General features: G+C 61.7%; 22 protein-coding genes and 4 pseudogenes. 16 read left to right on the top strand and 10 right to left on the bottom strand.

From position 1 onward, the window contains the following. Window positions 1-708 precede the first annotated feature (708 nt). Window positions 709-1710, bottom strand: coding sequence for a LacI family DNA-binding transcriptional regulator (locus QF036_RS12335; protein WP_307102195.1), 1002 nt, complete (start codon window positions 1708-1710; stop codon window positions 709-711). 491 nt (window positions 1711-2201) lie between these two features. Here QF036_RS12335 and QF036_RS12330 point away from each other — a divergent pair, with 491 nt between their 5' ends. From QF036_RS12330 to QF036_RS12320, 3 genes and pseudogenes are all read left to right on the top strand, one after another. Beyond that, window positions 2202-3167, top strand: a complete 966-nt coding sequence (locus QF036_RS12330; RefSeq protein WP_307102192.1) for a sugar phosphate isomerase/epimerase family protein — start codon at window positions 2202-2204, stop codon at window positions 3165-3167. Then, window positions 3136-4611, top strand: a complete 1476-nt coding sequence (locus tag QF036_RS12325; protein WP_307102190.1) for a sugar porter family MFS transporter — start codon at window positions 3136-3138, stop codon at window positions 4609-4611. Before QF036_RS12330 ends, QF036_RS12325 begins: the two co-directional genes overlap by 32 nt. 167 nt (window positions 4612-4778) lie before the next feature. Further along, a pseudogene (locus QF036_RS12320) lies at window positions 4779-5519 on the top strand (substrate-binding domain-containing protein); the annotation flags it as partial. Between the two features lie 292 nt (window positions 5520-5811). Here QF036_RS12320 and QF036_RS12315 read toward each other — a convergent pair. After that, the gene (locus tag QF036_RS12315; RefSeq protein WP_307102188.1) at window positions 5812-7137 is read right to left on the bottom strand and encodes a serine hydrolase domain-containing protein; all 1326 of its coding nucleotides are present in this window, start codon (window positions 7135-7137) and stop codon (window positions 5812-5814) included. Window positions 7138-7330: 193 nt separating this feature from the next. Here QF036_RS12315 and QF036_RS12310 point away from each other — a divergent pair. Continuing rightward, window positions 7331-7581, top strand: a pseudogene (locus QF036_RS12310) (LLM class flavin-dependent oxidoreductase); the annotation flags it as partial. A 216-nt stretch (window positions 7582-7797) separates the two neighbouring features. Here QF036_RS12310 and QF036_RS25315 read toward each other — a convergent pair. Both QF036_RS25315 and QF036_RS12305 read right to left on the bottom strand, forming a co-directional pair. Further along, on the bottom strand, window positions 7798-8157 hold the full coding sequence (locus QF036_RS25315; protein WP_373460290.1) for a VOC family protein: 360 nt from the start codon (window positions 8155-8157) through the stop codon (window positions 7798-7800). A gap of 140 nt (window positions 8158-8297) precedes the next feature. Then, the gene (locus QF036_RS12305) at window positions 8298-9089 is read right to left on the bottom strand and encodes a ZIP family metal transporter (RefSeq protein ID WP_307102186.1); all 792 of its coding nucleotides are present in this window, start codon (window positions 9087-9089) and stop codon (window positions 8298-8300) included. A gap of 394 nt (window positions 9090-9483) precedes the next feature. Between QF036_RS12305 and QF036_RS12300 the strand changes: the two are divergent. After that, window positions 9484-9686, top strand: a pseudogene (locus tag QF036_RS12300) (recombinase family protein); the annotation flags it as partial. Between the two features lie 742 nt (window positions 9687-10428). Here QF036_RS12300 and QF036_RS12295 read toward each other — a convergent pair. After that, a complete protein-coding gene (locus QF036_RS12295) occupies window positions 10429-11361 on the bottom strand; it encodes a LysR family transcriptional regulator (protein ID WP_306923084.1) in 933 nt (310 codons plus the stop codon). Window positions 11362-11521: 160 nt separating this feature from the next. Between QF036_RS12295 and QF036_RS12290 the strand changes: the two genes are divergently transcribed. The 6 genes and pseudogenes from QF036_RS12290 to QF036_RS12265 all read left to right on the top strand — a co-directional run bounded on the left by QF036_RS12290 (window position 11522) and on the right by QF036_RS12265 (window position 16988). Beyond that, window positions 11522-12826: an aromatic ring-hydroxylating oxygenase subunit alpha gene (locus tag QF036_RS12290; protein WP_307102185.1), complete on the top strand. Its 1305-nt coding sequence runs from the start codon at window positions 11522-11524 to the stop codon at window positions 12824-12826. After that, the gene (locus tag QF036_RS12285) at window positions 12823-14238 is read left to right on the top strand and encodes a ferredoxin reductase (protein WP_307102183.1); all 1416 of its coding nucleotides are present in this window, start codon (window positions 12823-12825) and stop codon (window positions 14236-14238) included. Before QF036_RS12290 ends, QF036_RS12285 begins: the two co-directional genes overlap by 4 nt. 1082 nt (window positions 14239-15320) lie before the next feature. After that, window positions 15321-15658: pseudogene (locus QF036_RS12280) on the top strand (histidine phosphatase family protein); the annotation flags it as partial. Window positions 15659-15682: 24 nt separating this feature from the next. After that, on the top strand, window positions 15683-16258 hold the full coding sequence (locus tag QF036_RS12275; protein WP_307102181.1) for a DUF3090 domain-containing protein: 576 nt from the start codon (window positions 15683-15685) through the stop codon (window positions 16256-16258). 164 nt (window positions 16259-16422) lie between these two features. Next, window positions 16423-16698 carry a type II toxin-antitoxin system Phd/YefM family antitoxin gene (locus QF036_RS12270; protein WP_307102179.1) on the top strand — a complete coding sequence of 92 codons (276 nt, stop codon included), beginning with the start codon at window positions 16423-16425 and terminating at the stop codon, window positions 16696-16698. Then, window positions 16695-16988 (top strand): type II toxin-antitoxin system RelE family toxin, encoded by a 294-nt coding sequence (locus tag QF036_RS12265; RefSeq protein ID WP_307102177.1) that lies wholly within the window; start codon window positions 16695-16697, stop codon window positions 16986-16988. Before QF036_RS12270 ends, QF036_RS12265 begins: the two co-directional genes overlap by 4 nt. 214 nt (window positions 16989-17202) lie before the next feature. On the opposite strand, the gene QF036_RS12260 is transcribed toward QF036_RS12265, so the two are convergent. Next, window positions 17203-17508 (bottom strand): hypothetical protein, encoded by a 306-nt coding sequence (locus tag QF036_RS12260; protein ID WP_307102175.1) that lies wholly within the window; start codon window positions 17506-17508, stop codon window positions 17203-17205. Window positions 17509-18007: 499 nt separating this feature from the next. Continuing rightward, the gene (locus tag QF036_RS12255; protein ID WP_307102173.1) at window positions 18008-18502 is read right to left on the bottom strand and encodes a MarR family winged helix-turn-helix transcriptional regulator; all 495 of its coding nucleotides are present in this window, start codon (window positions 18500-18502) and stop codon (window positions 18008-18010) included. Between the two features lie 90 nt (window positions 18503-18592). Here QF036_RS12255 and QF036_RS12250 point away from each other — a divergent pair, with 90 nt between their 5' ends. The 5 genes from QF036_RS12250 to QF036_RS12230 all read left to right on the top strand — a co-directional run bounded on the left by QF036_RS12250 (window position 18593) and on the right by QF036_RS12230 (window position 24159). Further along, window positions 18593-19645: an LLM class flavin-dependent oxidoreductase gene (locus tag QF036_RS12250; protein WP_307102171.1), complete on the top strand. Its 1053-nt coding sequence runs from the start codon at window positions 18593-18595 to the stop codon at window positions 19643-19645. Between the two features lie 27 nt (window positions 19646-19672). After that, a complete protein-coding gene (locus tag QF036_RS12245) occupies window positions 19673-20047 on the top strand; it encodes a DoxX family protein (protein WP_307102169.1) in 375 nt (124 codons plus the stop codon). A gap of 553 nt (window positions 20048-20600) precedes the next feature. Further along, a complete protein-coding gene (locus QF036_RS12240) occupies window positions 20601-20753 on the top strand; it encodes a hypothetical protein (RefSeq protein ID WP_307102167.1) in 153 nt (50 codons plus the stop codon). A 935-nt stretch (window positions 20754-21688) separates the two neighbouring features. Further along, window positions 21689-22795 (top strand): serine hydrolase, encoded by a 1107-nt coding sequence (locus tag QF036_RS12235; RefSeq protein WP_307102165.1) that lies wholly within the window; start codon window positions 21689-21691, stop codon window positions 22793-22795. A gap of 908 nt (window positions 22796-23703) precedes the next feature. After that, the gene (locus QF036_RS12230; protein WP_307102163.1) at window positions 23704-24159 is read left to right on the top strand and encodes a nucleoside deaminase; all 456 of its coding nucleotides are present in this window, start codon (window positions 23704-23706) and stop codon (window positions 24157-24159) included. A gap of 456 nt (window positions 24160-24615) precedes the next feature. Here QF036_RS12230 and QF036_RS12225 read toward each other — a convergent pair whose 3' ends face one another. The 3 genes from QF036_RS12225 to QF036_RS12215 all read right to left on the bottom strand — a co-directional run bounded on the left by QF036_RS12225 (window position 24616) and on the right by QF036_RS12215 (window position 26095). Further along, window positions 24616-25098: a DNA/RNA non-specific endonuclease gene (locus QF036_RS12225; RefSeq protein ID WP_307102161.1), complete on the bottom strand. Its 483-nt coding sequence runs from the start codon at window positions 25096-25098 to the stop codon at window positions 24616-24618. Window positions 25099-25139: 41 nt separating this feature from the next. Continuing rightward, a complete protein-coding gene (locus tag QF036_RS12220) occupies window positions 25140-25292 on the bottom strand; it encodes a hypothetical protein (RefSeq protein ID WP_307102159.1) in 153 nt (50 codons plus the stop codon). A 365-nt stretch (window positions 25293-25657) separates the two neighbouring features. After that, window positions 25658-26095 (bottom strand): hypothetical protein, encoded by a 438-nt coding sequence (locus tag QF036_RS12215; RefSeq protein WP_307102158.1) that lies wholly within the window; start codon window positions 26093-26095, stop codon window positions 25658-25660. Window positions 26096-26098 lie beyond the last annotated feature (3 nt).

Here is a 26098-nt window from a genome sequence, read left to right as displayed (position 1 = left end):
TGCCTATCCGTTCCTTCTTTTCCTTGGCTTGGCAAGCGTAATCATGGGGGTTCGTGGTGGTCCAACACGACGTGCTCGCATGTGGGCTTTGAGAGTTTGCTGGAGCGGGATTTCCCGATGCTTGCCGATCACGACAGGGACGTTGTCGGCATCGCGTCCCGGCCCTTTGCTGTGCTGTGGCCTAAAGGGACCGAGCGTGCCCGCGGACATGTGCCGGACTTCTTTGTGCGGCTGAGTGATACCGGGCTGGTAGCTTGCGAGGGGCTTGGAGGTACCCTGCGCAAGAAGCTCACGATCAAATCGGCAACCCCCAGGCCGCTCCGACAGGGAAAGGCTATTCCCCGTCTGCCGCAACAAGCGGCACACCACCCCAACTCGGTCATGGCGCCAGACTGTCTGGGACCACGGAACGTAACCCTCCGCGCACCCGTCACCGAAGTTCCCGCAGATCGTGGCGGAAATGCTCGGTTACAGCCAGTTACCAGTGCGTAATCAGAAGAGGCGCTACGCAGCCCGCCATAGTGCCACTGCAGTCAGGAGGAGCCCTGGGAGGTGCCGGTTCAGGCCCTGGTTACCCGAGATAGGGGCGGGGTTCTCGGGTTCTGCGATGATTCCACGGGGTCTTCGCTGCGGCGAACTCGCCTAAGAGGCAGCTGATTTCTGACGTGGGTGTTCGATCGTCATCCTGCCGACAGCGAAACCGCCAGGCTACGTTGTCTGGCCACGCATGAACCCGACGGGCAGGACGATGTCTTGGTGTTCGCCCTGGGGTATCGAGATGAGATCCATGACAGCATTGGCGATCTGTTCGATCGGTTGCCGCACGGTAGTTAGCCGAGGTGTAATCATTTGCCCCCACCCGATGCCGTCGAAGCCGCAAATGGCGATATCCTCGGGCACGCGTATGCCGGCTCGCTGCAGTTCGAAGAGAACCTGGATGGCGAGGACGTCGTTGCCGGCAAAGTAGGCGTCGATGGTTCGATCACCGATAAGTATGTCGGCTGCGACGGCACCAGCGTCGGACGTACGGACCTGACCGAACGCCGCCTGCGCTACCTCAAGGCCCACCTTCGCGGCTTCGTCGATGAATCCTGCGGCTCGGCTTGCCGACGTCGGCAGTCCCCGCGGCGGGCCGGTTACCAGCGCGCGCCGGCGTCCGAGTGAACGAAAATGGCGTGCCACCATGCGGGCTCCCGCTTCGTTGTCAACGGACACCGCGCCGTCGCCCGCATGGGACGTTATCTCATCCACGATTACAATCGGCGGACCGGAATTGAAGCGGGACTCTACTTCATGCACAGCGTCGCTTGTCATGGGGACATAGATGATCCCATCCGGCACCTCGTCGAATACGGCGCCTAAATAAGACACCTCGCGGGCGCGATCCAGCTGGCAGTTCATAAGTGAGAGCATGAAACCCCTGCCGCTCGCCGCATTCTCGATGGCGGCGATGAGCTCCGCATAGAAAGGGTTGGTGACGTCCGGCACCACGGCTGATAGCGACTTCGGCGCGCCGCGGCGCAGTGCGCGGGCGTGCCGGTTGCGCTGGTAGCCCAGTTGGCGAACCACTTCCAGGACCCGTTCACGCGTGGCGTCCGCCACCGGCGCCTTTCCTGCGAGAACGAAGCTGACTGTTGCCGTTGACACGCCTGCTTCGCGCGCGACGTCAATGATTCCGACTCGCTTGGCGTTCTTATGATGACTAGGCACTATGGAGTGATCCTATCGCCTCCTGCTTCTGACAGCGCGGACATGGGAACTAAGTTCTCCGGTCTTTAGCTCGCCTGGTTCTATGAACGCCCGCATAGGCAACCCGCGGCCATTGGCGGCATCAGCCCGCACGGGTCCGATACGTCCAACGCCGTGAGTGTGGCTTTCGAACTGCAGCCTGCCAGTATCCGCGTTCCCGAAGGCATAGCCCTTTGCGGTTTCAACAGGATCGGCGCGGGTGACCGAAAGGCCTCACTGCCCACGTTGAGCCGCAATCGGACGTCATCGGCAGCACCGTGACAGGCATCGTCTCGACATCTCAGGGGCGACGAACAGGACATCGCCCTGCCCCCGGACCCCTCTCCCATGCTCTGAGTACCACGCTCCAAGGCTATTGATATGTAAGGACATTAAGTCTAACATCGGAATCTAAAGCTTTAGATAGCCTGCTCGTCCTCATTTCCGCACAAAGACGTACGAAAGGAACACTCATGCAGCTCGGACTAATTACCGACTCGCTGGGTTCGCGTCCGCTCGAGCAGGTGCTCGATATTGCAGCCGAACTTGGCATGGACACTGTGGAGATCGCCACCGGCAACTGGTCCGATTCCCCCCATGCCAACCTCGACCAGCTCGTTTCCAGCACCTCAGCACGCAAGGCCCTTGTTGAAGCCATCAGCTCCCGCGGGCTCACCCTGAGCGCACTGAACGCGAATGGAAATCAGCTCCATCCCGTGACCGGACCTGCCCACGACAGGGTCGTGCGCGACACCATAAGGGTGGCCTCCGAGATGGGCGTGCCCACGGTTGTTCTGATGTCCGGGCTTCCCGGGGCGCGGGGTGAGAAGGCGCCTAACTGGATCACTACATCGTGGCCGCCGGAGACGCTTGAGATCCTCGAATACCAATGGTCAGAAGTAGCAGAGCCCTACTGGGTTCAGCTCGCTGAATTCGCAAGAAGCCATAACGTTCGCCTGGCGGTTGAAATGCACGGGCGGCAACTCGTCTTCAATGTGGCCACAATGAAGCGGCTGCAGGGCATTGTGGGTGACGGCGTCGTTGGTGCAAACCTCGATCCGTCCCATCTCATGTGGATGGGCGCGGACATTCTTGCGGTCATACGCGCGCTGGGCTCCTCAATTTTCCACGTACATGCCAAAGACGCCCGCATTGAGACGCCCAACACGGCAGTCAACGGCATTCTCGACACGTTGCCCCCGGCCCGTGCCACGGACCGATCCTGGAACTACGTGACCCTTGGTCTAGGCCATCCCGGCGGTGCCGCATTCTGGGCAGACTTCGTTTACAGCCTGCGGTCAGTCGGCTACAACGGCCCGCTCAACATCGAGCACGAGGACGTCCTTGTGAACTCCGGCGAAGGCGTCCGCAAGTCTGCCGAACTCCTGAGTTCCGTGCTGCTCCGTGATGCCCCGGACTGGGCTCCCGCCCGCATCTGACCCTCCCACACAAAGGACCAATATGCAGACGCAGACGTCTCCTGTACTTGGAAAACCCCGCATTACCGAATCCACTGGCCCGAAGCTGGGATTGATCACTGCGATCGCGACCCTTGGTGGCTTGCTGTTCGGCTATGACACCGGCGTCATCAGCGGCGCCCTTCCATTCATGACACTGCCTGGAAGCGCAGGCGGGCTGGAGCTCACCGCCGCCCAAGAAGGCGTTGTGACCGCTTCCCTCGTTTTCGGGGCGGCGTTTGGGGCGCTGTTTGGCGGACGCCTCTCGGATCGACAGGGCCGCAAACGCAACATCATGTTGCTCGCGGTGATCTTCTTCATTGGTGCCATCGGGTGTGCCATCGCTCCGAACACCGCCATAATCATAGTTGCCCGCTTCATTCTCGGTCTGGCCGTGGGCGGAGCCTCGGCTACTGTGCCGGTCTTCCTCGCCGAGCTCGCCCCAGCCTCACGACGCGGGCAGATTGTCACGGTGAACGAACTGATGATCGTTACCGGCCAGCTCATCGCTTACAGCTCGAACGCATATCTCGGTTCGATATCCGACGACGGGCGCATCTGGCGCGGAATGCTGATGCTGGCATCCGTCCCCGCGGTACTCCTCTGGCTGGGCATGCTGTTCGTCCCGGAATCCGCGCGGTGGCTGGTCAGCAAAGGACGCATTGAGGAAGCTCGAAAGTCGTTGCTCCGGACGCGACCGGCGGACATTATCGACGACGAACTTCAGGAGGTGCAGGCATCGGCGGCAAAAGACGCCGGGAGCAGAACGGGCAGCATCCGGGACCTCAAAACACCATGGATTCGTAAACTTGTCTTCCTCGGGATTGCTATTGCATTCCTTTCACAGACAACAGGCGTCAACAGCATCATGTATTTCGCGCCTTCGGTCCTGATTTCAACGGGGCTGGATACGCAAGCGTCCCTGGTGGCAACCATCTGCAACGGCGTAGTGTCCGTGCTCGCAACCCTGCTGGGCATCTATCTGCTGCATCGTGGAGTTGGCCGGCGTCCAATCATCATTACTGGCCAAGGCGGACTGACCGCGGCACTGGCTCTCATCGGCATCTTCTTCCTTTTGCCGGAGTCTTCACTTCGCTCCTACCTCGTCCTGGCAGGCATGTTGCTATTCCTCCTGTTCATGCAGGCCTGCATCGGGCCGATCTTCTGGCTCCTGCTGGCCGAGATCTTCCCGTTGAGGATCCGTGGATTCGCTACCGGACTCGCGATCTCCTTCGTCTGGATCGCCAACACGATCGTGTCCTTGGTCTTCCCCATCCTTATCGACTCAATCCAAGGCTCTACATTCTTCCTCTTCGCCGTGATCAATATCGGAACACTCATCTTCTACATCCGATCAATTCCCGAAACCAAAGGCCGCAGCTTGGAAAAGGTAGAGGAGGAACTTCAGCGTCGCTTCACTAGCTAGGCAGGTACCGCTCATCCGGCCCTGAACGGCCAGCCATCCTCAATCAAGTCGGAAGCATCAGGTTCCCGACCCCACTGGAACCGAAGGAGATTTCATTTTGAAGAAAGCGTCTCTGCGGCGGACCGCCGCCACAGCAGCATGGCAGGCCGGACAGCGTCGTAAATGACGGAGGGGGTGGGCAGGTTGCCCGCCACGCCGCGTATGAAGGTCGCCCTAATCACCCATGCGGCACCCGGCGACACCTTCTGGGACATCGTCCGTAAAGGTGCTGACGAAGCCGCAGCAAAGGATAACGTCGAGGTTCTCTACACTTCAGACCCGGAGGGAGGCCGGCAGGCACAGCTCATCCAGCAGGCGGTGGACCAGAAGGTTGATGGGATTGCCGTCACGCTTGCTAAGCCGGACGCCGTCAAGGGCGCTTTGAAAAAAGCAGTGGACGCGGGCATACCGGTAGTCAGCATCAACGCCGGTGAATCAGTCTCCGCACAGCTTGGCGCCTTTACCCACTTCGGGTCCAATGAACAGCTAGCCGGGCAGGCAGTCGGCTCCAAACTCAGCGAGTTGGGATTTAAGCATCCTATCTGCGTAATCCTGGAGCAGGGCCACGTTGGTCACGAAGCCCGCTGTGCAGGGGCTAAGGAAAAGCTTCCGGCAACGGAGACGCTCTACGTTATGGGGACGGACATGACCCAGGTGTCATCGACGTGACGGCAAAGCTACAAGCCACCACCGCCGCTGACGCAATCATCGGCCTGGGTGCTCCATACACTCTGACAATCCTTAAGGCAGTGACCACGGCCGGGAGCAAGGCCATGGTGGCATCGTTTGACATGAATCTGGAACTTGCTCAGAAGATTGCCGATGGCGAAATCCTCTTCCCATGGGCGAAGGCATGGAAGCGGGCTGACCGGGACCCTGCAGACAGGAGGGCCCGTGGGGCGATGACACTGGAGTGTGTGTGAACTGCGGAGCTACAGAGGCGAGCCTCCCTTATGAAGCTCAGGGGGAGGCCGACGACTTTGATGCTGAGCCGAAACCTGAGCTGGTTGATCACGTGGAACGACTGACCGGATTCCCGATCTGAGCGATCTGTGCGTTAAAGGAGCAGGGCCAGGTTGAGCCGGGCTTGCCTTGTTTTCCCTCTGGATAGATATCCTCCGGTGCCAAGCCCTCGGGACCGCCGGGCGCCGTGTCTGAGGTTCACCGCGTGGCTGGAGCTGAAGGCGCTGTGCCGTAGAGGTCCCCGATGATGGCCTTGGCGATCGTCGACGCCGGGTCCCGTCCATCCGGTGCCGGGGCAAGGTTGGTCCACACCACCAAGGTCACATTGTTCTGCGGATCTCTGCCCATGAAGGTGTTGTAGCCGGGGAGCTCGCCGGTGTGTCCGTAGAGCGGGCCGAACTGGGCCAGTGCCATGCCATACCGCGCAGCGTCTGGGTTGTCCGGGTCGATCGGCGCAAGGCTCTCCATGCGCTTCTTTTGAAGGTCCGAGTTGAGCAGCTTGCCATCAGTGAGGCCCTCGGCCAAGGTCATGAGGTCCCCAGCCGTGGAGACGCCCTGCCCGGCGGCCCACGTCCACGAAGGGTTGGCGTTTGTATAGTCATTCGGTTTCAATGAGCCGTCCTGTGCCTTAGCGATCAAGTCCGCCGGAAGCCTGGTCGTGGACAGGGTGAGGAGATTGTCCATGTACATGTAACCGCGGGAGAAAGGCTTGGGAAGGCCCGAAGAGTCCGACGCCGGAAACGATGTTTGTTTCAGGCCAAGTGGTCCCAGGATCCGATCGCGCACGATCTGCCCGAAGCCCTTCCCATCCAGTTTCTCCGCTATGAGCCCCAGCAGAACCGTGTTGGTGTTCGAATAGTGAAAGCCTTCGCCCGGGCCGAAATAAGCGGGCAGCGGCAGGGCGATGGCCACGAGCTGCTCAGGCGTCCACACCCGTTGCGGCGTGGTATCGAGGGCCTTGCTGAGCTCGTACGACTCCGAGTAGTTGTAGATTCCGCTGCGCATGGTCAGGAGTTGCTCGATGGTGATGTTGTCGCCGTTCGGTACGTCAGAGCGGTACTTCGAAACGGGATCCTCAAGCTTGAGTTTGCCTTCCTGCACGAGTTGCAGGATGACGGTCCCAGTCCACGTCTTTGTGACGGAGCCGATGCGGATGTGGTCATCGAGTGAGACAGATGTTGACCCTCCGGCGCTCGTCACGCCGTAGGTGAGGCTGATGTCGCCTTGCGCGGTGCGGAGCATCATGGCCGCTCCCGGTACCAGCAGCTCCTTAGCCAGAGTCCGGAAAGTCTCCTGGACCTTGGCTTTGTCCAGTCCGCCCAGAGTCGCCGATCCTGTCTTTCCTCCCTCCGTCGTGCCGGTAGATGAAGCGGCCACCGATGGCGGTGCAATGGACGACGCGGGGGCCTGCGTGGGCGTGGACGTGCACCCGGAGCTCGCCAACGCAGTTGCGGTTACGATGCCAAGCGCGATGAGGAGGCGGGAGGGGAAAAGCCAATTGTGATTGTGTCTGCTACTGGTCACGGTTGACTCCCCGGCGACGCTAATAATTGCGCTCAACCTACTCCAGCGGCGTGCCGAGATCTACCCTTTTCCCGAATCTAATGACATGAGGCAACAGACGATCACCACTTAACCCTCGGCACCCAAAACCACGCCTTGGGTAGAGCCCACGACCGTCTTCACACGTCCTTTGCGCAAGCTCTGATTCCTCCCTATTTGGCTGTTCGATCCGGAGGATCCCGCCCAGGGGTCACCATTCCACTTTGCAGATCACCGAACTTGGCGGGCCCCTTGGATTCGGCAGTGCCTGGCTGCGCCACCGCCATCTGCAGTTCGAAATCTCCTCCCCCATCGCGCTGATGGCCGCCAGCCAGCGCAGCTCGCGCATCGAGCTGGCAACGGCTGCGGACCCCGCTGGGCTGGGAAAACCACCGCCGATCTGCTGGCCGGGGACGAATCAATCCGAGGCCCAGAGGGCTGGACCCAATTTGCCTGTGCCATAAGCGGTGGCACATCTGCCGTGAAGGGCGATGCGAGCACAGTGGACCAATGCTGGCTGACCAACCCGCTGGTACCGGTCAGGGTTACGGAATCACGGTTATCGGCGCTCGATTTGTTCCCTCATTAGATGAGCGAACCGCGCCTACGACATCAGCACGCAGATGAACGTCACCCACTAGCTCAGAGTGGTGATGACGCGCCCCAGAGGCGAGTTGATTCACCATGTGATTCCGGTTTGTAGGTGCCTGCGCTCCATTCGTGGCCATGGGGATCGAGTACCCGGCAGCGCCTGGTGCCCCACACTGTGTCTTCGGGCTCGATCACGGAAGTTCCGCCAGCAGCGAGGGCCTCCCGGTGAAATCCGTCGAACGTCGTCGACGAGAAGATACAGGCCCTGGCCGACGGAGCGGCCGATGAGGGGCGGCCGATGGTAGTCGGCGTCGTTGCTGGCGCCATGAGTACCGCGTCCCCCATTTCGACTTCGGAGTGCAGTACCGTCGCTGCAGGATCGTCTTGCCGGCGGACGGTTTCAAAGCCCACTACCTGCAGCCAGTGCAAGGCCGCGCTTCATTTCTATTCGCGTCGATGACGACGACCCCGCCCAGGGTGAGGAGGAGAGGAGAGGAGAGGAGAACGCCTCGGCACGTTCCCAAGGTCCACGAGAATACGTTGGCCTTACCTCAAGCGAGGGACAGAAGGAACGAAAGCACGAACCCGGCCGCGGTGCTCAGAGCCACCGCCGGTCCTCCATGCTCGAATGCCTCCGGCATCAAGGTGTCCGCCAGCGCGGCAATCACTGCTCCGGCCGCGAAGGCCAACGGCAACGAGATGGTCTTGGGATCGCTGCCGGACAAGGGCCCGGCACCGAGCACCACGGCGATAACCAGCACGATGGAGCACAATCCCCAAAGTCTGACGATGGCGGGCGTGGACATGCCTTGGCTGCGCATCGAGGCTGCCCCGACAAGGGCCTCTGGCAGATTGGAGACGAAGATTGCAGCCAGCAACGCCAAACCTCCGGTCCCCTCCCCGAGCGAGACGCCCAGCGCGAGATTCTCCGGTACGCCGTCAAGCGTGGCGGCGGCAAGCAGTGCCAAACCCGCCGCACCCCGGGTGGATGCCGGGGAAGGCGCACGCCCCGTGGCGGCGGCGTCCGTATCAAGCTTGGCGCTGCCCCGGTGCTCGTCAGCTGTAACCGGGTCCTGGCCCGCCTGCGCCCAGCGATCAAGTAGCGCACTCAAGACCGTGAACACCACTGCACCAATGAACAGGCCAATAGCGGCGAGCCAGATCCCGCCGCGCTGGAAGGCGTCCTCGAATAGCTCGAAACTCAGGGCAGTAATCAGGGCGCCTGACGCGAAGGACAGGATGATCGCCAGGACGCGCTTGGGCAATTCGAAACGCACACCGATGAATGCCCCCAGAACCAAGGCGCTGGAAGTCACGACGCCAAAGAGCAGCGACATTGCCACACGGCCATTATGAGTGGTTGCCGAAACCGAAGACAACCGCAAGACAAAGCTTCAAACGGATACTGGAGAGCTGGCATCGACATCTATCTAACAGACGCCAAATATGCCTACGTGGTCGACCCACGTAATGTTGGTCGGGTCGGTCCAACCTGCAGGGGCGGGCTTGAGATTCGACGCGCACTTCTCAGACACGGCCCTTTCGGTTCGCTGCCGGACACTAGCGCCATTCGACACTGTGGCGAAACGATCACCCCAGAGAGACTCGACAACCCTGCTTTTGCTGCCGCACGACACAACAGGCCTGCCCCCCCGTTCAAACACAACTCCATGACATAGCCCGGGTGGTTCTCTTCCTGGCCAGCTCCGATGCCACATACATCACCACCGGCATCGTCGCAAAGGAGCGCGCGTGCAGTTCGTCAAGGAACAGCTGGTCTTCACCGGCGAGGACTCGCCCATGGCCAACCTCATGCTCTCAGTGATGCGTCCGCCGAATTCGAACGCTCCCTGATCCGGGAACGGCAGCGGGAAGGCGTCGCCCTGGGCCGGCAGCGGGGCGCCTACAAAGGGCGGAAAAAGACCCTCACGCCCGCCCGGACGTGTCGTCCGCAAGGCACTCGTACCGCTGTCAGGGATCGTGCGTGCCGTGCCTTACAAGCTCGAGCGATTACGTGAGAAGGGCAGGTGCTGCGAGACAAGGTAGTAAGACACCGCTCCCCCGATTCGCAGATGAAGCGAGGTCCGAATTTTTCTGTCCCGCATCCCTCGCTTTGAAATCTGGATCGATAGCCCGGACGCTGGTGCCTTGGTTAGCGGTGCCATTGCAGCAGACTCTGACTACGTCCCGGAAATGCGGAATCCGGCCCGAACCATCACCGGTACTACCCAGTCCGGGCCCGAAGTGTGGGCATTGTCCATGCCCATATTCATCCACTGATCACCCAAGAGAAAATTGCATTCTCTACTGTGGGAACGCGGTTTTTTGCGCTGGCAAGGGTGCCCGATTATGGACGAGTATGCCCCGTCCTACGTCTTGAGTGCCTCCGATTGCGACGGACCCAGAGGCCCGCCAAACACTGTAGAGGTTGGCTCTGGCGACACCTCCTTCTCCCATCTCATGGGCTGCTCGGCAGACACATGACGCAGCCAAAGGAGTTGAGGTGGCCTTCCGGCTCGGCTCCACAACCGGACGCTGCTATGCCGGAGGCATTCAGCGCCACCCGGTGCGTGATACCAGAGCGGGCGGCCCGTTTAGCGCGGCGAAGAAGGGCGGCCGCGCGGACGTGTCGCCACCTTCTGGACCTGCTGGCCCGTCGGCAACGAATCGCGCCATGCGATTTCAGAGATCGTCTTCGGGTCGGGCGGCGAGGATATGATTGGCCCTGACCTGCAGGATGCCGAGCGACTCCTGGATCAGGGGCGATGCGATGCTGCCCCTGCGCACCGCAGCGACAATACGGCGCGCGGGCTTCCCCTTGCCAGTAATGCGCAGTCGAACCACGTTTTCGGCACTACGCAGGGGCGCCAGCCGCGGCAGCAGGCCCACGCCCAGCCCCGCACCAACAAAGGCGATCTGGGTTTCCCATTCAACGGCCTCATGGGCAATCCGCGGCGTCACCCCGACTGCCGTGAACGCCGCGGTGAATAGGGCATGGTAGGTGGAACCGGTGGCCTCGGTGATCCAGGGTTCCGACGCCAGCTCTTCGAGCGTCACCGTTTCCCGTGATGCCAGTGGATGGTTGGAGGGAATGATCACGTCCAAGGGATCGTCGAGCAGAACGGTCTGCTCGAAGCGCGGATCGTCCTCACCATAGGTGTCGGACTGCATCGCGACGACGACCGCGAGGTCGATTCGCTCGGCAACCAACAAGTCGAAGCAGCGGGCCGGGTTGGCCTCGAGTACCTGCACCTCCAGTAGGGGGCGTGTCGAGCGCAGCGTGGCGGCCAGCGGCGCGAGCAATTGGGCGGCCGCCGTGGAGAATCCACCGAGCCCAAAACGGGACTGGACCTGGTCGCCGGCCTCCATAGCCGCGGCGCGCAGGCTCTCCCATTCCGCAATCAGGGTGTCCGAGCCCGCCACGAGAAAGCGGCCCGTGGCAGTGAGTCGCACACCCCGGCCGTCCTTCGTCAGCAGTTGCATCCCAAGCACGCGCTGGAGCTCCCGCAATTGTGCGGAGACGGCGGAGGGAGAATAACCCGTGAGCTCCGCGGTTGCGCCAACGGTGCCGCACCGGGCAAACACCCGAAGTGTTATGAGCCGTGGATCAATCATGCACCCATTGTGCACCATTATCTCCTAAATCTTGCGCTTTTGTTGCAGGTCGATCCTCCCTAATCTCGTAACTAGAAACGTTTTCGACAACGCCAGCTGCACCCACCCACCCGTGGTCCCCACGAATCGCACACTACCCAGGCCCCCCGGGAGGAAACACATGTCTGTTCCAGTGAACTTGCCCCTCAATTCACGCGGAAAACTCGCTTCATCATTGCCTGCCGAGCAGCTGGCGGAAATCGCCGAGTTGTTCGATCTCCGGCGCGTGGGATATTCCCTCGATGCCCCCTTCTACACCGATCCGACGATTTTCAACATCGACATGCAGGCCATTTTTGGCCAGCACTGGATCTTTGCCGCCAGCACCGCTGAGCTGCCGGAGCCGGGCGACTACGTCACGGTCGACTACGGGCCCTACTCCCTGATCGTGCTGCGCAACGACGACGGCGGCGTGAACGTCCTGCACAACGTATGCCGTCACCGCGGCGCCCGCGTCCTGACTGAACCCGCGGGGTCCACTGGAAACCTGGTATGCGGCTACCACTCCTGGACTTACTCACCCAGCGGCGATTTGATCCACGCCTCGGCACCCGGAGAAACGAAGTTCGACAAGAGTTGCTTCGGCCTCAAGCGCGCCCACGGCCGCGAGGTCGCCGGACTCATCTTCGTTTGCATTGCTGATGAGCCGCCGACGGACTTCGACGAAACCTCAAAGATCTTTGAGCCCTACCTCGCGCCCCACGATCTGGCGAAGACGAAAATCGCCTACCAGCAGAACATCATTGAAGAGGGCAACTGGAAGCTCGTCATGGAGAATAACCGTGAGTGCTACCACTGCGACGGCCACCCTGAGCTCGCCTGCTCCCTCTTCCCCACCTGGGGCCTGACCGAGGGCCTGATCCCGGCCCATCTCGAGGAAGTGTGGAACCGCAACAAGGAAGCACAGTCCTCGCTCGAGGAGCGTTGCCGCCGCTATGGCCTTCCCTACGAGGTCGTCGAGGAGCTTGACACGCGCATCGCGGGAATCCGGATCTCACGGGAATCGCTCGACGGTGAAGGCGAATCGTTCTCTCCCGACGGACGCAGGCTTTCCAAGAAGCTGCTCGGTGACTTGCGGGACTTCCGCCTTGGCCGCTGCTCGATGCACCTGCAGCCCAACAGCTGGTTCCACTTCCTGGGGGACCACGTCATCACATTCGGCGTCTTCCCCATCAACGAACACCAGACCCTCGTACGCACCACCTGGCTGGTAGCTGACGACGCCGAGGAAGGCGTCGACTACGATCTGGACAAACTCACCTACACCTGGAAGCAAACCAATCTGCAGGACAAGGCGTTCGTGGAGCTGTGCCAGAAGGGCGCCGGCAGCCCCGCCTACCAGCCCGGCCCCTACATGAAGAGCGAGTACCAGGTGGAGGCATTCATTAACTGGTACGTGCAGCGCGTGCAGGAGCACTTGGCATGATTGAACTCCGCACCGACACGGCAATCCAGGAACCACAGCGCATTCGCGGTCTTGAGATGCCGTGGAACAGGGTGATGGGCAGCACCGAGGGACCCGCCCGCGCCGCCCACGCATTGGGCCCCTGGCATCCGCAGGAGTTCATGGCCGAATGCGTCGAGACCGTTCCCGAGGCGGGCGGCATGATGACCTTCGTGTTCCGTCGCTGTGACGGTGCGCCGTTGGCGTTCCGTGCGGGCCAGTACGTGAACGTCGCCTTTCCCGTGAACGGCGAGGACCAGGATCCGGTGGACCGCAGCTACTCGCTGTCCAGTTCGCCCACCCAGCCGTGGACCTTCAACATCACAGTCAAACGCGACCCCACTGGACTCGTCTCACCCTGGGTGCACGAAAACGTCAAACCCGGCACCGTCCTCGAGATGCTCGGACCGGTCGGGGCATTCCACCTGCCTGACGCCGACCGCCGGGCACGGTACCTCTTGCTGGCCGCCGGCGCAGGCATTACCCCCATCATGTCGATGGTGCGGACCATCCACTCCCTGCCCGGACAGGCCGATGTCGTGGTGCTCTACCACGGAGCGGAGGCCGGAGGATATGCCTTCCACCAGGAGCTGGCCTACATCGCCTCCGTGGACTCGCGTGTCAAGGTCTTCTACTCCCTGGGTGACCGGAGCAAGCCTGAAGGGTGGGAATGGCTGAGCGGAAGGCTAACGGCGGCCATGCTCGACGAGGTTGCCCCCGATGCCAACGGCCGCCAGGTCTATGCCTGCGGCCCCAAGGGTTACCTGAACACCGCAACCGAGCTACTGGGGAAGGTCGGCGTCGACGACACCTCCATCTACATGGAATTCTTCACGGGGGATCGCCAGACGATCCTTGAATACCAGGCGGAGATCGCGCTTGCAGAGGACATCGCGGAGGAAATCGCCGAGGAGATCGCCGATTCCGCCGGGGACTATTATGAAAGCCAGCCCCCAGCATTCGGGCTCTACGAGCCCGGCTACAACGCCGAGGGACCCCTGAAGGCCACGGGGCTGCCGCTGGAAATCATCGACTCGGGCGCGCCCTATTCCGAAGCCTCCGACGGCAGTTCGGACGTGAGGCCGGAGGCCGTGTCCCCTGATGCCTCGAGCTTCGACACGGTCGGGACGGGAAGCCTCACCTTGTCCTTCATGCGCACCGGCATCAATGTGCGCATCGACCCCGACGAAAACATCCTCGGCGTGGCCCAGCGTGCCGGCGTCAGGATCGGGGCGAACTGCAAGGAAGGCATGTGCGGCTCCTGCAAGGTCGTCAAGCTTTCCGGGGAGGTCGAGATGAACCACCAGGGCGGGATCCGGGCACGCGAAATCGATGCAGGCAAGTTCCTGCCCTGCTGCTCCACCGCGCGGACCGATTTGGTGATCAATGCCTAGCCGCTTCCAGCTGCTCCAGGCCGGACAGCATTAGGGATAGTTTTCACGGCAAGAATACAAGTGCGAGAATGCGACGCGCGGCCTTTGGCTTGCCCCCTATGGATCCGCGGGCTCCCCTGACCACGTCGTGCTTTCCCGGGATATAACGCGCCACCGGCTCCAGGGCATGTGCGATTGGCCTCAATGATGCTGACTACCACATCCCAGGAGAAGCTAACACCGAGAGGGGGATCGTAGCTGCCACTGGCATTCTCCACAGGGAACCAGTTGGCTTTTCCGTTACTTGGAACGAGATTTAATACGATGTCGGAGCTTCTCTTATAAACGAAGCCAGCGAGGAGGATCTCGATGCCGTTTTGGATCGCTTCGCTTTAGGTGTCATTGTCCACGGCGAAAAAACAGGACTTCCTAAAGACCATGGTCGAACACACAGCGCAAGGGTCATAAAAGAATGCTTCGACGATGTGCTTGTGCAACTGTTCGCCCTCGGTCTCCTAACCCACGGGGTTAAAAAGCGTTCGACTACTGACCGCAACAAGTACTGGTCCCTGACTCCCCTAGGTCAGGACGAGTTGATGAAGCTCAGGGCAATCAAGAAGGGCGATGACATTTCACGCTGAGATGCGAGTCCCGTCCCTCCTCCGACAACGGCGACAAGGGCACCCTCAGCTTTCATAGCTCTGCATGGATTGCAGCCGTGCTTACATAGCGCCAGCTGGCTGACAACTGAAGTCCTGGTCTTGACCCGAGGCAGCTGGTGTCAGCGGATCGGGTACGTGCGCGTAAGCAGGTCGGACCAGAACGGGGAACAGCTCAAAGGCCAAGTTCTTGACCGTATCTTTTTCATAGACCGACCGAAGTGGTCGGCTCCGAAGCCTTTGCATGGGCCTCCAGCTTGACGGAATCTTCATTATCGGCGTTTCGGCTTGTGATTTAGCCTTTGATTTGGCGTTAATACGTCATGCTTTCCGTGCGACCGTGGAGGCATGACAGCAGTTGCAGGAGACCCGGTGGCTGAAGGCATATCAGGATTCGATCCGTCTGCCCGAGCCGGTCCTCGACCTGTCCGCCGTCATCTTTCCGGCGGTGAATCGATGGCAGCGATGCAGGCTCGGTCGGTGGCAGCGATTCGATGCCCCTATACAGCCTTCGAAGCCGAGTACGGGCTAGGGGCCGTGTGAGTGGCGGTGAGTCACGGTGAGATCATCAAGTCAATCCTCGCCGACTCGTTCGGCATGCACCTTGACCTGTTCCAGCGCTTTAACCGTTGGCCCCTGCTCCGTATCGATCGTGCCTGCGGCGTAAGTCGACGAGCGTCTATGCGACCAGCACCGAATCGGGCGACCTGTCGTGGCTGTCGAACGGCGTCCACTCTGGCGATGCACCCGTGGGCGGCGGTGCAGGGCAAAAGGCACCATGAACCTCACGTGCCTAAAATACTGACATGCCTACACGTGTTCACGAGTTTGCCTGGCCCGATCGGGTCGTCGTTGGCACCATTGGCCTTCCCGGGGCGCGCACGTTTTACCTGCAGGTGCGCGCAGGGACGCAGATCGTGAGCATTGCCTTGGAGAAGCAGCAGTCGGCTCTGCTCGCCGAGAAGATCGACGAAATTCTCGACCAGCTCGTCACCATCGAGAACAACCCCTTCAGCGTTCCCACGAGTACTCCCATTGAACTTGTCGATAATGACCAGCTCGAGGCCGTTCAGGAGCAGTTTCGGACCGGCGCCATGAGCTTAGGTTGGGACCCAACGACGGCGCAGGTCGTAATAGAGGCCTACCCCATCACCGATGTCGATGCTGATGACAACGACGAATCCCTTGATGAGAACGGCCCTAACGAGAACGAAATGCTGCTGGTGCGGATGCCGGTCGGCACTGCCCGCGCATTCGCCAAGCGCACCCGTGAGGTCGTGGGCGCCGGGCGTCCGATCTGCTCGCTCTGCGGCTACCCCATAGACGCCGACGGGCACATCTGCACCCTTCCCGAGGCCGGAGACCAGCCCCGGACCTTGTGACCGCCGAGCTGACGCTACCTCCGCCAAGCCAAGCTTGCCTGAGCTTCCCTCCGCCATTTCCTCGGCCGCGCACGCCTGGGAACAGAACGCTCGGCGAGAAATCAAGGGTGTCAGCCAAGCGGCAGCAACTTACTAGCGGCCAGAAGTTAGGCTAGAATTGGCCCATGAAGACGGTACCGCTCAGCGAAGCCAAGGACAAGCTTTCCGCGCTTGTGGAGGAAGCGGACAAGACGCACGAGATCATCCAGATCACCCGGCATGGGCATCCGTCGGCCGTGCTGATGTCCGCGGAGGACCTGGAGTCCTTGCAGGAAACCATCCATTGGCTCTCGCAGCCGGGCATTCGTGAAGACCTGGCTCAGGCCAGGCGCGACATAGCCGAGGGAAACACGACCAGCGGCGATGATCTCCGCCGGGAATTCGGGCTGCCGCCCCGGTGAGTGATGAACAATCTGCCGGGCAGGCACGGTGGAAGGTTGAAGTCACGAGCCCGGCGCTGAAGGGTTTCCGGCGGTTGCCAGAGAAAGCGGCCGCCGCAATCGTCGAGTTCGTCACCGGAGTCCTGTCGGAGAACCCGTACCGGTTGAGCAAGCCCCTAACGAATGAACTTCTCGGGCTGCGCACCGCCCGTCGCGGTGACTACAGGGTGCTGTTTACCCTCGATGTTGAAGCCCATATTCTGTACGTCCACCGCATCGAACACCGCTCGGACGTCTATAAGCCTCGATAACCGGGCCGCCTCACGTTCGGGAACAACACGCCCGGGGCCGGGCCGTTACACCACGCTAATGGGCACTGCCTATCGAACTTCTGCCCTCGGGGACTAAGTCGAGCAATTGAAGCAGTGGCATTCGCAGGTTCGGAATACCACCAGCAAGTTCGGTTGACATTGCATTTGATGAGCGGCGCAGGGGACTTTCGGCCGCCGCCTTTTTGAAGCTGGGTCAGCCCGCGGCCTGGCCTTCCCGGGCCACCTCTTCCAAAATTCTGGCTGTCGGCGATGCCGTCATCAGCTGCCCGATCACATCAGGCTTATCCCACACCTGGCTGCGCAGTTTTTCCAGAAAGCCGGTCGCAGCATCCTTAGAGTCGAAGTCGAGGAGCACGGCCACGCTGTTCTGGTCGTCTGCATCCCGGAACACGCGGACAAACCGGGCGCCTGAGGCGGCGCGGCCTGCAGGGTCGGTGTCGAAGACTTTCTTCCATGCCTCGTAGTCCCGGACCGGATAGCCAATCTGCAGGGTAAACATCTTCGTTCCTTCCCTTGTGTTGTGTCAGGACCACGATAGGCCGTCAAGCGCCCTCCGGATAGAGCCCGAGGGGGCCTGCCGCGTGTCCTTCCAGCGGGACATTCACCGGCGCAACGCCAGTTTGCTCCGTGGGAGCGTCGGGGGCAAGCGTGCGGGGCTTTGCGCCGCTCTCCCGCCTCGGGTCCACGGTCCACGCACGGACTTCGAGGAGACCGCGCCAACAGGCAAGGCCCCGTTGCGCGTTGGTCTGGCGCCGGACCAAGAGCAGCCACCGGATCACCTGCTCCTGCCTAATCCGATGGCTGGCACAGCCCATTTTGCCACCGCTCCCCCACCACCATTCAGAGGGCCGACAATTGACGTGGCCTCTGCGTCCCCGCACCCCTTCAGATTGACGGAAGGCCAGTTATCGGCGTTCAGGTAGCGCGAGCCCAAGCGGAAGCGAGCAGGGTTTCACTGGTGGATGTCACTTAGCTGACTGTTCTGGCAGGGCAGGATGCTAGTCAGTTTCCAATTCGAGGGCGATATCGGCCAAGTGGTCGCGCAAGCGCGCGGCAACCCTGCCCGCAGCTTGCAGGTCCTCCGGTGCAAGCGCATCGACGAAGAGCCGGCGGACCAGCCGCAAATGAGATGCCGAGGCTCTGCGGAAGGTCTTGGCGCCGTCGTCGGTCAACTCGATTTCCGCGCCCCTGCTGTCGGAGCCGGATCGGTGGCGCCGGACCAGTCCCCGCTTTTCCATGCGCCCAAGGTGGTGGGATAGTCGGCTTCGCTCCCAGCCGATACTGTCCGCGAGCACTGATGACCGCAGCCGGTGTCCGTCGGCCTCGCTGAGGGCCAGGAGTACGGCGTAGTCACCCGGCGACACGTTGGACGTTGCCTGCAGGCCTCCGGCCAGGGCCTGTCGGAGCGTCTCCGCAGTCTCGACGTACTCGCGCCACACGGCCAGTTCGTCCGGATTCGGACTCTGCCGGGCGCCCTTCTTGCTCTGCTCCATGACCACCTTGCCCTCGCTTGACAGGTCAACCCTACGGGCAGATGATTGACACGTCAATTAAGTGATTGACATGTCAATTAAAGGAGAGTCGTGAGCGAACTGATCTTTGGCCTGGACACGTTCGGCGACGTGCCTATGGATGACGCCGGGGCGCCAGTGAGCCATGCACGGGCAATCCGGCAGTTGCTGGACGAGGCAGTGCTGGCTGACCAGCTCGGCGTCGACGTCTTTACCGTCGGTGAGCATCACCGCTCTGAGTATTCGGTCTCAGCGCCGGAAACCGTCTTGGCAGGGATGGCGACCCGCACTGAGCGGATCCGTCTTGGTTCCGGCGTGACGGTGCTCAGCTCTGACGACCCCGTGCGGGTTTTTCAGCGGTTCGCTACCGTGGATGCGCTCTCCAGGGGCCGCGCCGAGGTCATCCTGGGCCGCGGTTCCTTTACGGAGTCGTTCCCGCTCTTCGGCTACGATCTCAAGGATTACGACGTCCTGTTCGAAGAGAAGATTGAACTCTTCGCCCGGCTTCTTCACGAAAAACCCGTGACGTGGAGCGGCACAACGCGTACTCCCCTGGTGGACGCCGATGTGTACCCCAAAACCGAGGGCGGCCTGAAAACCTGGGTCGGCGTCGGAGGCACGCCGCAGTCGGTAGTCCGCACGGCGAGGTACGGATTCCCGCTCATGCTTGCCATCATCGGCGGACAGCCCGCACGGTTCATGCCTCTCATCGACCTCTATCAGCGGGCAGCCGGGGAATTCGGGACCACCGCGTGGCCGGTGGGTATGCACTCACCCGGGTTCATTGCCGATACCGACGACGAAGCCAAGGAAATATTCTGGCCCCACTACAAGGTAGTGCGGGACCGCATCGGCGCCCTGCGCGGATGGCCGCCTGTTTCGCGTGAGCAATTCGAGGCAGAGACACAGCATGGCTCGATGTACGTCGGCTCACCCGAGACCGTCGCCAAGAGAATCGCGCGTGCCGTCGCCTCCCTCGACGTCGGCCGCTTCGATCTCATCTTCACCTCAGGAGCCCAGCCGATCAGCGCCCGCCTTAAGGCCGTGGAACTCTACGGCAGCGAGGTCGTGCCTCTCGTCCGCGAAATCCTCGCAGACGGCGGGCGCTCAAGCACGGCCGTCTGACTTCCACATCAAAGAAAGAACATCATCATGAACATCACCCTCTGGATCATCACCGCGATACTCGCACTCCTCTTCCTCGCAGCCGGAAGCATGAAGCTTGCCCAACCCAAGGCGAAGCTCGCAGCAGCGGGCCAGGGCTGGGTGGAGGACTTCTCCGACGACACAGTGAAGCGCATCGGAACAGTGGAGATTCTCGGAGCAGTGGGCCTGATACTGCCCGCCCTGCTGAACATCGCGACGTTCCTCGTGCCCGCCGCCGCCACAGGGCTCGCCCTCCTCATGGCAGGGGCGGCCATCACCCATGCCCGACGGAACGAGAAACCCAACGTCATCATCAACATCGTCCTGGGCATCCTCGCCGCCGGCGTAGCCGTAGCCCGGTTTGGCCCGTTTAGCTTCTAAAGGTCCTGAACTCCAAGGTAGACCGGAGATTTCGAACATCCCCAGCGCGCTAGGAGCGACAGCACCGGAACAGTTTCTACGAGGTGGGCCACCGTGGGCGACACATTGATGCAGCATCCCACCGTAGGTGAGGACGCCGGCGGTGAGGGGCAGCTCGGGTTCGCTGCCGTCGCCAGCGGGTGCAGAGCCGCTCCTCCAGGCCTTGAGCGTGATCAGGCGAAGTCACAGTGGACAGTGTCCCGTCTGACAGTTGGAGCGGCACACCTAGGGCGCAAGCAACTTAGCGCTGCCGCACAGCCAGAGACTGCTGCCCGGCTCCAGACATTTCCTGAGATGGCGTGCAGCGTGGGCCTCACGTCAGGTTGTCGTACACCTCAACCTGACGTCGGGCAGGAAGCTGTCGGGGTAGGGTTCGATTCCTTCTCTTGCGACGGCGGCTCTCGAAAACTCTTGGATCTCAGCATGACAGGGACACCCTGGTGCAAAACCCCGCAGCGTCATGCAATGGCTCCGACGGCAACCATGAACAGCTATCGACGGAAGCCTTCGATCCATGGAAGAAAGGGCGGTGAGCGTCATGGGCCACAACGCAGGGGGCAACGCCTCGCCGTCGGGCACCATCGGACAGCCTGTGGGCATCCGGCTGCACAAGTTCCCCACCGGTTATGCAAGTCACGTCGTCCTCCAACAGAACCGCCATGGATAAGCAGATCAGCCACCTATAGGCCGAGCAGGAGGAACCTGTGAACAACCAGCGATGTCACAAAGAAACCCACACCAAATTTTCCTCAGGTCATGTTGGCCGCCATGAACGTCCATGAACAGGTAACGAACAACAACCCGTCGCTCCAGGAAGGCAAGGAGGCGCCCGGCCAAAGCAGCACCGGCCATCAATAGAAAAGGCTGCCAAGGGGGCCCTCAAGTGAAGAAATTGTCCACAGTCAGAGGCCTACAAGCCTCTGAAAAGGGAAAACACTGTGCCCGAGGTGGGACTCGAACCGGGCGCCACGCCCCGGAACCCGCCACTCCCCCGAAAACATCCCAATCCGCCCCAGTCCGGCACCAGTACAACCGAATCCGAAGCCCAGGGTGTGTGCACATTGTGCAACACCCTCTTTTTAACCACTCTAATGCAGCATCCAGAGACGTGGCTTAGCCCTTCGGGCATGGAGAATCCTGTGCTCGCCTTCATTCCCTCCGGAGTCACCGCACGCCACGGCGCGTGCCGGGGCTCGGCTCACGGCCTGGACCGAGCACCGCGGAACGTTCATGACCAGGACTTGTCACGACAACCCAAAGGCCTCGACAATTCCAACCGCCCGGAGCACCATGAAACTTGCATTTACAATGTCGAGCCGATTGGGCTTTGACCGGGCCTGCATCGGCTATCAATTAGGACTCCGCCTGCTCACAAAACCACCATTTTCCCAACCGGCGGACCGAAAGACCGTTGTCATCGCCCCGTCCGGGGCGGATCCCGTTCCAACGTCTTCTCGCTCGCTGGGCTGGGCTACAGCCGAGAACAGAACGGTCCCGACAGGCGCCCCCGTTCGGGCGCCACTCCAGCGCCGAACCCCACCGCCGAAATCGTTCCCGGAGGGCCCTGCGGGCACCCCGGCCAGAGTAGAAGGCATACGTCGCATGTCTCCCCGATCGACTACCCACCCGACAACGTACCTGGTGCGCGGCCTCATCGCATCCATTGCGGCGCTGGTCCTGCCACTGTCCCTCAGCAGCTTCGCCGTGGCCGACGATGAGCAATCATCTCCTAATAGCTTCACCGCCGCAGTCGGTTCGGAGTCACCCGACCGGGCCATCCAGGGCATGTCCTTCCCGGCACGCGGCCTGTGGCCCAAGCCCTTCAGCCCGTCTGTCCCAACAGTCACCGCCCCCTTACCGAAGCCATCAGGTGACCCACCGTCGTTAGCCGCGGTCCCATCGCCGAGGTCGTCAGCAACGCCCGCGGTGCCCGCCCGGACCAAGGCCACTGCGAAGACGCCGGCGGCTCCGGAGGCCATTCCCGCTGCCGTTCCAGCTGAACCACTCGTTCAGGCCGCACCGCCCTACGGTGCTCTCCGGAAACAGCTCAACGCCATCATCAGCACCTACCCCCAATACCAGCTCGGCGTCGCCCTCATTGACATGTCGGACGGCGTCATCCACACATACGGCGTCCAGGGAAAGTTCGTAGCGGCCAGCACAGGGAAGATCCTGGCGGCGGCCGCGTACTACCACTACGCCGAACGGGGCCTCCTGTCCCTCACGGCACCGATGGGCGGCCATACCGCCGCCTACCAGATCCACCAGATGATCCAGCAGAGCAACAACCAATCCTGGGCACTAATTCTTCGCGCCATCGGCAACCAACGGATCCACGATTACGCCGCAGCCCTCGGGATTTCCTACTATAGAACCCTCAACGAGCTGTCCCCCGCGGAGACGGCAACACTGCTCTATCTGCTGTACACGGGGCGCCTGATCAGCACGGGCCACGCGAACCAATTGCTCTCCTACATGCAACACACGAACTACGAGACCCTCATCCCCGCCGCCGTTCCACCCGCCATCACCGTGTTCCACAAGTACGGGCTGCTGAACGGGTACCTGCACGACGCCAGCATCCTGGTCCAGGGCGGCCGGGCCTACGTCTTCGTGTTGTACACCCTGGGCAGGAGCACGGCGGACATTCCGGCGCGAACCGGGGTCATCCACGAACTCACCCACGCGGTTGTGGAGAAGCTGTTCTAACACCCACCGATCACGGCTCTGCGGGGGCTTCGGCAGGACCACGCGCTCACGCTCCAGGTCCCCGGGGGGCGTCACCCTCGGCCGCCTCGTACCAGTGGCGGCCGGCGGGCTGTCCACGGAGCACGCAGATGGGCCAGCGCAAGTCCGATGGGCGACACAATCTCGTGACAGTCTTGGATTTCATCGTGACGACGACATTCAGCCGGACTGCTTCAGAGGAACGACATAGGGCCGATAAGTAAGTGACGTCAGGTTTGTGGGGTTTCTGTGCTCGCCAAAGTGACGGAGTGAAGACTCTACGCGTTGATCTTGCTGCTGGTGCGAAGAGAACAGCCGCTCCGGTCATAGAGTGGCGTGACCGGTGGGCGCGGCTTGTCCACTCGGCACTGAGCGTGACGCGCGCATCGTCAAGCCTTTTTGAGCATCAGACGTGACCCCTATCGACTGTCCACTTTTCTGGCCCCAGCCCGCGACCGGCGCTGACACCTGCGCGGTCATTTCCGGATCGACCCTGTTATGGTGCTTCGTCGTGACGGGTGGCCGGGCGCCGTGAGCTCTTTTTACCGGGCCACTGACAGGTTCGTCGCGCACCAAAGGGTCCTGGTCCCGTTGACCGCGGCGGACCGGTTGGCGCATCCGGCCAAGGGCTGCGCGGTCGTCCGGGCCAAAATCGCAGAAGCCTATGATCCTCCTCCGAATGATCCCCCATAGTCCATGTACCTCATACTGTCTGGAGCCGCCCTCCTATCGACGCTCCACTGCTACCCCGTACGTGGCCGAGACAGGGGCAAACGGAGTGCGGCCCCCGGGGGGTGTCCAACAGCCTGTTGGACTTTCGGGTGCACCTGCGGGGAAACGCACATGAGGATCCACCGGCAATCCAGATACATCCCGCTTTAGACTGCACCATGAACGAAACTCAGGGAACCACCACAGACCCGGTTTTCGAAGCTGCATACGAAGCCGCACAAAAGAGCCTCCGGGAGGGCGGCATTCCCATCGGAGCTGCATTGGCCCGGGGCGGCGAAGTGATTGCCAGCGGACACAACGTGCGTGTCCAGAATGGCGATCCAATCGCGCACGGCGAGATGTCCGCGCTGCGAGCCGCCGGACGCCAGAAGAGTTACCGGGACACTACGCTTTACACCACCCTGGCGCCATGTGCGATGTGTACTGGGACCATTATCCAGTTCAAGATTCCGCGCGTAGTGGTGGGCGAGGCCAGGACGTTCCCAGGAGAATTCGATCTTCTGCGCTCACGCGGCGTCGAAGTGGTGGTGTTGAATGATGCCCGGTGCGTCGAGATGATGCGCTCCTTTCAGGACAAACACCGCGAACTGTGGGCCGAGGACATCGCCGAGTAACTTCCGGCACAAAGGGAGCACCGGCGGTGGAATGCACCTGAGGAGCGCCGAGCAGTGTCCGGTCATCCTTTATCAGCTCTGCCGGGCAACAACCTGGAGCGCGTCCTCAATGCGCAGTACATTGTCACCCATCATCAAGACTGGAGAGCAGTACAACGTCCAGAACTTCACCGATCTCACGACGATGCGCGTGGCGCTGCAAAACCAATTCAGCCCCTGAAGCAGGAGCGCGGACTTGGAGGTGTGTTCCTCAGCCGCAAGCTGCTCCAACCGGCTGTCAAGGTCTTCGGCTACGCGGAGATTGCTGACCATACTCAATAATGCCAACGTAGCGCCAAGCCGGTACCACCGCTCGCACGCGCCACCCTGACCGGCAAGCGATCCGTGTCGCAACGACGCCCCTGATGGATGAACGGCAGACATTCCGCAGGGAAGACGGCCGCCTCGTCAGCGAAGTCATGCCCTAACGCCCGGGAACCCCCATGACAAGGTTACGAACCACCATGCACACCAACAAACGCCAAAGGTGATGGCCCTTGAAGAAATACCGCCCCCGGGACCCTGTCCCACCTTGAAGTAGCGCAGCGGAACGTCCACGCCCCGGTAGACCGGATTAAGGGCGCTGAAGATCGGGCCGGTGAAGACCACGACGCGTCTGCGGTACTGGGCGGCGTGTTCCTGGAGGTAGTCCTCGATGCCCAGCCAGAGTTCCATGCCCTGGTTGAACTTGGCGGCCTGCGGGGTGGCGTTCGTGTAGTGGAAGGTGTCCTCATTGGCGAGCTGGGCCTCAGCCACGGTGTCGCCCCAGACGGCAGAGGAGCGGCGCACCAGGTGCCCGCGGTCGATGTCGTTCCGGGCATAGACCCGCTCCCCCGCCTGCTGGTCCGCGGGAAGCCGGGGATCCAGCCTCCACGAGATGCCTGCCCGGTCCAGGTCCATGAGTTTCTCACCATCGATCCCACATCGCTAAACGAGTGGATCTACCGCAGGGCGGCGCGCAGCCTTTCCGAGAGCTCCCCGAGGCCGCCACTCTCCGACCTGATCACGTCGAACACTCCCGCCGTCTCGTCGTCGTTGAGATGGTCGCAGCGCGGACGCCGTACTCCTTCCGGCAGATCGGCCTGCTCGATCATGTGGCCAGAACCGTAAACGCGAAACTCCGAACCCAGCAATGTAACGGCAATCCCGGCCGGCGCCGGCTGCGACCCCCGGTAGGCTTGGCTCGACGTCGGTTGCGTGGGTAGCCGAAATAATGGGGGGTTTCAGAGGACGTGTAAGACCAGAGTCTTCATTCCCACGGCAGCGTTCGCAGCAGTTTCCTCCCTGACGAATCTCAACTTCGTACTCACCAAACTCCCAGTGATCCATTGGTCGAGCCTGCTTGCAGGGATTTTCGGCGCCATAGTTGCAGCATTCTTCGCCGTCCTTCTGCGAAAGAGCAGGGCGACGGGCCCCAGAGCCGGCTAGGCATCCGCGGGACCGTCATCGGGCCCGCGACTCAATCCGAGAGGTCGGCTCCAAGGATCGGCGTCCCTGGTTCGAGGTTCCGGGTGGCCAGCCGCAGGGCGCCCATCAGTGACCAGTAGACCTCGGTGTCCGAGACTTCGAGGTTCGAAGTGCTGTCTTCGCCTCCGAGAAAATGCGGAACCTTGTAGCCGGCGCATTCAGGGAAGCGCAGCGGCTCCTGTCTGGCTGCCATCCATTCAGCAAAAAATTCCGGCGCCAGGCAGGCGTCGTAGTAGTCTTCCAGGCCAGCATCATGGAACCGGGAAAAGGCGACCGGGACTTCGAGGGCTTCCGCGGTGCCAGGTTCAAGCATGAGCACTTCGAGGTCCGGCGCGGATCCACGAAAAGGATCGAGCGCGAATTGCCGTCCCAGCCAATCAAAGCCGAAGCAGGCCAGCTTCCCTTGAAACTCCGGGAACGCCTCGTTCACCCA

Origin of the sequence: Arthrobacter globiformis, assembly GCF_030817195.1 — a bacterium.
GTDB lineage: Bacteria > Actinomycetota > Actinomycetes > Actinomycetales > Micrococcaceae > Arthrobacter > Arthrobacter globiformis_D.
Note: the sequence above shows the minus strand (reverse complement) of the source record. Positions and strands in the feature narration are given on the sequence as shown.

Coding starts and splice junctions, on each gene's coding strand:
- QF036_RS12330 (WP_307102192.1), top strand. CDS start 2,202: ATGCAGCTCGGACTAATTACCGACTCGCTGGGTTCGCGTCCGCTCGAG.
- QF036_RS12325 (WP_307102190.1), top strand. CDS start 3,136: ATGCCCCGGACTGGGCTCCCGCCCGCATCTGACCCTCCCACACAAAGG.
- QF036_RS12295 (WP_306923084.1), bottom strand. CDS start 11,361: ATGATTGATCCACGGCTCATAACACTTCGGGTGTTTGCCCGGTGCGGC.
- QF036_RS12290 (WP_307102185.1), top strand. CDS start 11,522: ATGTCTGTTCCAGTGAACTTGCCCCTCAATTCACGCGGAAAACTCGCT.
- QF036_RS12285 (WP_307102183.1), top strand. CDS start 12,823: ATGATTGAACTCCGCACCGACACGGCAATCCAGGAACCACAGCGCATT.
- QF036_RS12275 (WP_307102181.1), top strand. CDS start 15,683: ATGCCTACACGTGTTCACGAGTTTGCCTGGCCCGATCGGGTCGTCGTT.
- QF036_RS12270 (WP_307102179.1), top strand. CDS start 16,423: ATGAAGACGGTACCGCTCAGCGAAGCCAAGGACAAGCTTTCCGCGCTT.
- QF036_RS12260 (WP_307102175.1), bottom strand. CDS start 17,508: ATGTTTACCCTGCAGATTGGCTATCCGGTCCGGGACTACGAGGCATGG.
- QF036_RS12255 (WP_307102173.1), bottom strand. CDS start 18,502: ATGGAGCAGAGCAAGAAGGGCGCCCGGCAGAGTCCGAATCCGGACGAA.
- QF036_RS12245 (WP_307102169.1), top strand. CDS start 19,673: ATGAACATCACCCTCTGGATCATCACCGCGATACTCGCACTCCTCTTC.
- QF036_RS12240 (WP_307102167.1), top strand. CDS start 20,601: ATGGAAGAAAGGGCGGTGAGCGTCATGGGCCACAACGCAGGGGGCAAC.
- QF036_RS12235 (WP_307102165.1), top strand. CDS start 21,689: ATGTCTCCCCGATCGACTACCCACCCGACAACGTACCTGGTGCGCGGC.
- QF036_RS12230 (WP_307102163.1), top strand. CDS start 23,704: ATGAACGAAACTCAGGGAACCACCACAGACCCGGTTTTCGAAGCTGCA.
- QF036_RS12225 (WP_307102161.1), bottom strand. CDS start 25,098: ATGGACCTGGACCGGGCAGGCATCTCGTGGAGGCTGGATCCCCGGCTT.
- QF036_RS12220 (WP_307102159.1), bottom strand. CDS start 25,292: ATGATCGAGCAGGCCGATCTGCCGGAAGGAGTACGGCGTCCGCGCTGC.